The organism is Mitsuokella apri, from assembly GCF_051886055.1.
In the GTDB taxonomy this organism is placed as follows: Bacteria; Bacillota; Negativicutes; order Selenomonadales; family Selenomonadaceae; genus Mitsuokella.
This window is the reverse complement of record NZ_JBJEXT010000062.1, coordinates 1-5,142: the sequence shown is the minus strand read 5'-3', so window position 1 is coordinate 5,142 and position 5,142 is coordinate 1. Positions and strand designations below refer to the sequence as shown.

General features: G+C 59.3%; 5 protein-coding genes. All 5 read left to right on the top strand.

What is annotated here, in order from left to right:
• Positions 1-1,205: amidophosphoribosyltransferase (gene purF, locus ACI4OH_RS09020; protein ID WP_439784619.1), on the top strand; the 1,205-nt coding region annotated here is incomplete at its 5' end.
• Positions 1,206-1,253: 48 nt separating this feature from the next.
• The gene (gene purM, locus ACI4OH_RS09015; RefSeq protein ID WP_435720698.1) at positions 1,254-2,306 is read left to right on the top strand and encodes a phosphoribosylformylglycinamidine cyclo-ligase; all 1,053 of its coding nucleotides are present in this window, start codon (positions 1,254-1,256) and stop codon (positions 2,304-2,306) included.
• Positions 2,299-2,910: a phosphoribosylglycinamide formyltransferase gene (gene purN, locus ACI4OH_RS09010; RefSeq protein WP_435720697.1), complete on the top strand. Its 612-nt coding sequence runs from the start codon at positions 2,299-2,301 to the stop codon at positions 2,908-2,910. Before purM ends, purN begins: the two co-directional genes overlap by 8 nt.
• A gap of 41 nt (positions 2,911-2,951) precedes the next feature.
• Positions 2,952-3,545: an IMP cyclohydrolase gene (locus ACI4OH_RS09005; protein ID WP_435720696.1), complete on the top strand. Its 594-nt coding sequence runs from the start codon at positions 2,952-2,954 to the stop codon at positions 3,543-3,545.
• Positions 3,546-3,628: 83 nt separating this feature from the next.
• Positions 3,629-4,909 carry a phosphoribosylamine--glycine ligase gene (gene purD, locus ACI4OH_RS09000; protein WP_435720695.1) on the top strand — a complete coding sequence of 427 codons (1,281 nt, stop codon included), beginning with the start codon at positions 3,629-3,631 and terminating at the stop codon, positions 4,907-4,909.
• Positions 4,910-5,142 lie beyond the last annotated feature (233 nt).

Genomic DNA, 5,142 nt, shown 5'->3' with positions numbered 1-5,142 from the left:
AGTGCATCGCCGTCGGCCATGTGCGCTATTCGACGACGGGCTCGAGCCTGCTCGCGAACACGCAGCCTCTGCTCGTCAACTACGCGGGCGGCAAGATTGCGCTCGCACATAACGGCAATCTGACGAACGCCGCGGAAATCCGCCACCACCTCGAGCAGCAGGGCACGATTTTCCAGACGTCCATCGACTCGGAGGTCATCGTGAACCTCATTGCGCGCTCCCACAAGGAGACCATCGAGGACCGCATCATCGAGAGCCTCAAGCAGGTCAAGGGCTGCTACTGCCTGACCATCATGACCGAGGACAAGCTCATCGGTGCGCGCGACCCTCAGGGCTTCCGTCCGCTCTGCATCGGCAAGACAGAGGAGGGCAGCTGGATTCTCTCGTCCGAGACCTGCGGCCTCGACGTCGTCGGCGCGGAATTCGTGCGCGACGTAAAACCGGGTGAAATGGTCGTCATCGACGAGAACGGCCTGAAGTCGTATCCGTTCGCCACGGAAGAGAAAAAGGCCGGCTGCATCTTCGAGTACATCTACTTTGCGCGTCCGGATTCCGTCATCGACGGCCAGAGCGTCCACGAAGCACGCTTCCTCATGGGCCGCGAGCTCGCGCGCGAGTCGGGCTTTAAGGGCGATATCGTCATTTCGGTACCGGACTCCGGCACGACGGCAGCCACGGGCTTTGCCTATGAAGCCGGCATTCCGTTCGTCGAAGGCCTGATTAAAAACCGCTACATCGGCCGTACGTTCATCCAGCCGACGCAGAAAAAGCGCGACACGGCCGTCAAGCTCAAACTCAACGCGATTCGCTCCGCTGTAGAGGGCAAGTCGGTCATCATGGTCGACGATTCCATCGTGCGCGGCACGACGAGCGGCAAGATTGTCCGCATGCTTAGAAATGCCGGCGCAAAGGCCGTCCACGTCTGCATCAGCAGCCCCCCAATCGGCTATCCGTGCTTCTACGGCATCGACACGAGCGTCCGCAAGGAACTCATCGCCGCGACGAAGTCCGTCGAGGAGATTCGTCAGTTCATCGGCGCGGACTCCCTGCACTTCCTGAGCATCGAAGGCCTCAAGAAGAGCGTGCCGCACCTCAATGCCGATGATATGTGCTACGCCTGCTTCAACAGCTCCTACCCAATCAAGGACGGAGCAAAACCGGCCGGCGACAGCAAGTACGTTTTCGAGCAGCGCAAGAAGTGCTGAAATTTTGGCCGTTGTACATGTAAATAGGAAAGGAACCAGAAACAAAAAATGGCAGAACGACTTACCTATAAAGATTCCGGTGTCGATATCGACGCTGGCAACTACTCCGTCAAACTCATCAAGGACAGCGTCAAGGCGACGTATCGTCCGGAGGTCCTCGGCGACCTCGGCGGCTTCGGCGGTCTCTTTGCGCTGAATTCCGGCAAATACAAGGAACCGGTCCTCGTTTCGGGCACGGACGGCGTCGGCACGAAGCTGCGCCTGGCGTTCATGCTCAACAAGCACGACACCATCGGCCAGGACGCCGTCGCCATGTGCGTCAACGACATCCTCGTACAGGGTGCCGAGCCGCTCTTTTTCCTCGACTACCTCGCAGTCGGCAAACTCGACCCGGAGCAGGTTGCTTCCGTCGTCAAGGGGGTTGCGGGTGCCTGCAAGGAGTCGGGCTGTGCGCTGATCGGCGGCGAAACGGCTGAAATGAGCGGTTTCTACCCGGTCGGCGAGTACGATATCGCGGGCTTTGCCGTCGGTGTCGTCGAGAAGTCGAAGGTCATCACGAGCGAGCGCGTCAAGGAAGGCGATGTGCTTCTCGGCCTGCCGTCTTCGGGCGTTCACTCCAACGGCTACTCGCTCGTGCGCAAAATCGTCTTTGAGCACAAGGGCTTCAAGGGCGACGAGTACATCGACGAACTCGGCAAAACGATTGGCGAGGAGCTCCTGACGCCGACGCGCCTCTATCCGAAGACTTGCCTGCCGCTCATCGAGAAATTCGACATCCACGGCATGGTCCACATCACGGGCGGCGGCTTCTACGACAATATTCCGCGCGCTCTGCCTGAGGATATGGCCGTAGAGATTGACAGCTCCGTCTGGCAGATGCCGGCGATCTTCAAGCTCCTGCAGCAGTGGGGCAATGTCGACTGGCACGAGATGTACCGCACGTTCAACATGGGCATCGGCATGGTCATTATGGCCAGCCCGGAAGAAGCGGAGAAAATCAAGCAGTATCTTAAGAGCGAAAACGAGACGGTCTATGAGATCGGCCGTGTCGTCCGCGGCAACCACGATGTAACGATCAAAGGCGGCGTGTTCAATGCATAAGGAAATTCTCGGCGTCCTCTGCTCGGGACGCGGCACGGACCTGCAGTCCATCATCGATGCCATCGGCCGCGGCGAAGTCTCCGCGGAGATTGCCATCGTGCTCGCGGACAAGCCCGATGCCTACGCACTCACGCGTGCCGAAAAAGCCGGCATCAAGGCCGTCTGCATCGACCGCAAGAAGTTCGACGGCCGTCAGCCGTTTGAGGAAGCCCTCGTCAAGGCCCTCGACGAAGCCGGTGTCACGCTCGTCGTGCTCGCAGGCTTTATGCGCATCCTGACGCCGTACTTCGTGCGCCACTTCGCAGGCCGCATCATGAACATTCATCCGGCCCTGCTGCCGAGCTTCCCCGGTGCCCATGCACACCGCGACGTGCTCGCCTATGGCGTCAAAGTCAGCGGCTGCACGGTCCACTTCGTCGATGAAGGCACGGACAGCGGCCCAATCATCCTGCAGGCAGCTGTGCCCGTGCTCGATGACGACACGGAAGAAACGCTCGGTGCCCGCGTGCTCGAAAAAGAGCACATCATCTACCCGAAGGCCATTCAGCTTTACTGCGAAGGCAGGCTCGAGGTAGACGGACGCCATGTCCGCATCCGCAAATAACGGCTTTGCCGCTCATTTTAGAGAAACAGAGAGGAACAATCATGCAGATCAAACGCGCGCTTATCAGCGTATCGAATAAAACGGGTGTTGTCGAATTCGCCAAGAAACTCCACGAAGCCGGCGTCGAGATCGTTTCGACGGGCGGCACGATGAAGGCCATCAAGGAAGCCGGTATCCCTGTTACGTATGTCAGCGACGTCACGGGCTTCCCGGAAATCATGGACGGCCGCGTCAAGACGCTGAACCCGTACATCCACGGCGGCATCCTCGCCGTCCGCGACAATCCGGAACACGTCAAAGAGATGGAAGAGCACCACATCACGGGCATCGACCTCGTGGCGGTCAACCTCTATCCGTTCAAAGAGACGATTGCCAAGCCGAACGTCACGCTCGCTGAGGCCATCGAGAACATCGACATCGGCGGTCCGGCCATGGTCCGCGCCGCTGCGAAGAACTTCAAGTTCGTCACGGTCATCACGAATCCGGCCCGCTACGACGAAATCGCCGAGCAGGTCAAGAAGAACGGCTGCGTTGACGACCGCACGCGCATGGAACTTGCCCAGGAAGCCTTTGCGCACACGGCCGCTTACGACACGATGATCAAGGATTATCTCGCCGAGCAGCTCAAGAAATAAAAAAAAATAAGAGCCTTCCCCCAAAGGTACAGTCTAAGTACGGTCTGCCTTTGGGAGAGGGCTGTTTTTGTGGAGGGACTAGTATGAATATTTTAGTAATCGGTTCGGGCGGACGTGAGCACACGCTCGCATGGAAGCTCGCACAGTCGCCGAAGGCCACGAAACTCTACGCCGTACCGGGCAATCCGGGCATGAAGGACATCGCCGAGTGCATCGAAGGCGTCTCCATCACGGACAACGACGCTCTCGTAAAGCTTGCGCAAGACAAAGCCATTGACCTTGTCGTCGTCGGTCCTGAGGTGCCACTCACGAACGGTGTCGTCGATGCGATGAACGCGGCCGGCATCAAGGCTTTTGGCCCGACGAAGCTCGCGGCTGAAATCGAGGGCTCGAAATCCTTCTCGAAGAACCTCATGAAACAATACGGCATCCCGACGGCCAAATACGAAGTCTTCACGGATGCTGACGAAGCGCGTGAGTACGTTAAAAAAGAAGGCGCTCCGATCGTCATCAAAGCCGACGGCCTCGCGGCCGGCAAGGGCGTCATCGTCGCCATGACGATGGACGAAGCCCTCGATGCCATCCACGAGATCATGGACGACGCCGCCTTCGGCACGGCCGGCAGCCGCGTCGTCATCGAGGAATTCATGGACGGCGAGGAAGCCTCGCTGCTCGCTTTCACCGATGGCAAGACCATCTATCCGATGGTCAGCTCGCAGGACCACAAGCGCGCCTATGACGGCGACAAGGGCCCGAACACGGGCGGCATGGGCACGTACGCACCGGCACCGGTGATGACGCCGGACATGGTCAAGACCGCGACCGAGCGCATCCTGAAACCGACGATCGCTGCCATGGCCAAAGAGGGCCGTCCGTACAAGGGCTGTCTCTACGCCGGCCTCATGATCACGAAAGAGGGCCCGAAAGTCGTCGAATTCAACGCACGCTTCGGCGACCCGGAGACGCAGGTCGTCCTGCCTCTCCTTGAAAGCGACCTCGTCGACATCATGCTTGCCTGCGCCGACGGCACGCTCGCGGATGAGGATATCAAATGGAGCAACGGCGCTGCCGTCTGCGTTGTCATCGCCTCGGGCGGCTATCCAAAGTCCTACAAAAAGGGCTTCGTCATCGACGGCCTGGAAAAGGCAAAAGCCGCAGGCACACTCGTCTTCCATGCCGGCACGGCCGAAAAAGACGGCAAAATCGTCACCAACGGCGGCCGCGTACTCGGTGTAGTCGCCAAGGCCGACGACGTGCGCAGTGCAGTCGATAAAGCCTACAAAGGCGTCAACGCGATTTCGTTCGAAGGTGCGTTCCACCGCAACGATATTGCACACCGCGCACTTGAGAGACTGGCAAAATAAGTTTTAGTACGCGGGGCAGGGGAGAGTGCAGATGAGCGGGGCGTTGGCAAGGGGCCGGGGAAATGTTTTTCGGCTTCGTCGCTCCGTTAAATTGGCTCCAATTGGGGCTGTTCTTACTTAGCCGTTTCGCCGCCTGCCGCGGCGCTTTGACATCGCCGGATTTAGCAGGATTTGCCTCGGAGCCAAGCCCTTCGGGCAGTCACTGCGCTCCTGCAGGCGAAAAACATTCCCCC

Excerpts from the sequence above, each read along its gene's own strand:
- purM (WP_435720698.1), top strand. The coding sequence starts at position 1,254 with ATGGCAGAACGACTTACCTATAAAGATTCCGGTGTCGATATCGACGCT.
- purN (WP_435720697.1), top strand. The coding sequence starts at position 2,299 with ATGCATAAGGAAATTCTCGGCGTCCTCTGCTCGGGACGCGGCACGGAC.
- ACI4OH_RS09005 (WP_435720696.1), top strand. The coding sequence starts at position 2,952 with ATGCAGATCAAACGCGCGCTTATCAGCGTATCGAATAAAACGGGTGTT.
- purD (WP_435720695.1), top strand. The coding sequence starts at position 3,629 with ATGAATATTTTAGTAATCGGTTCGGGCGGACGTGAGCACACGCTCGCA.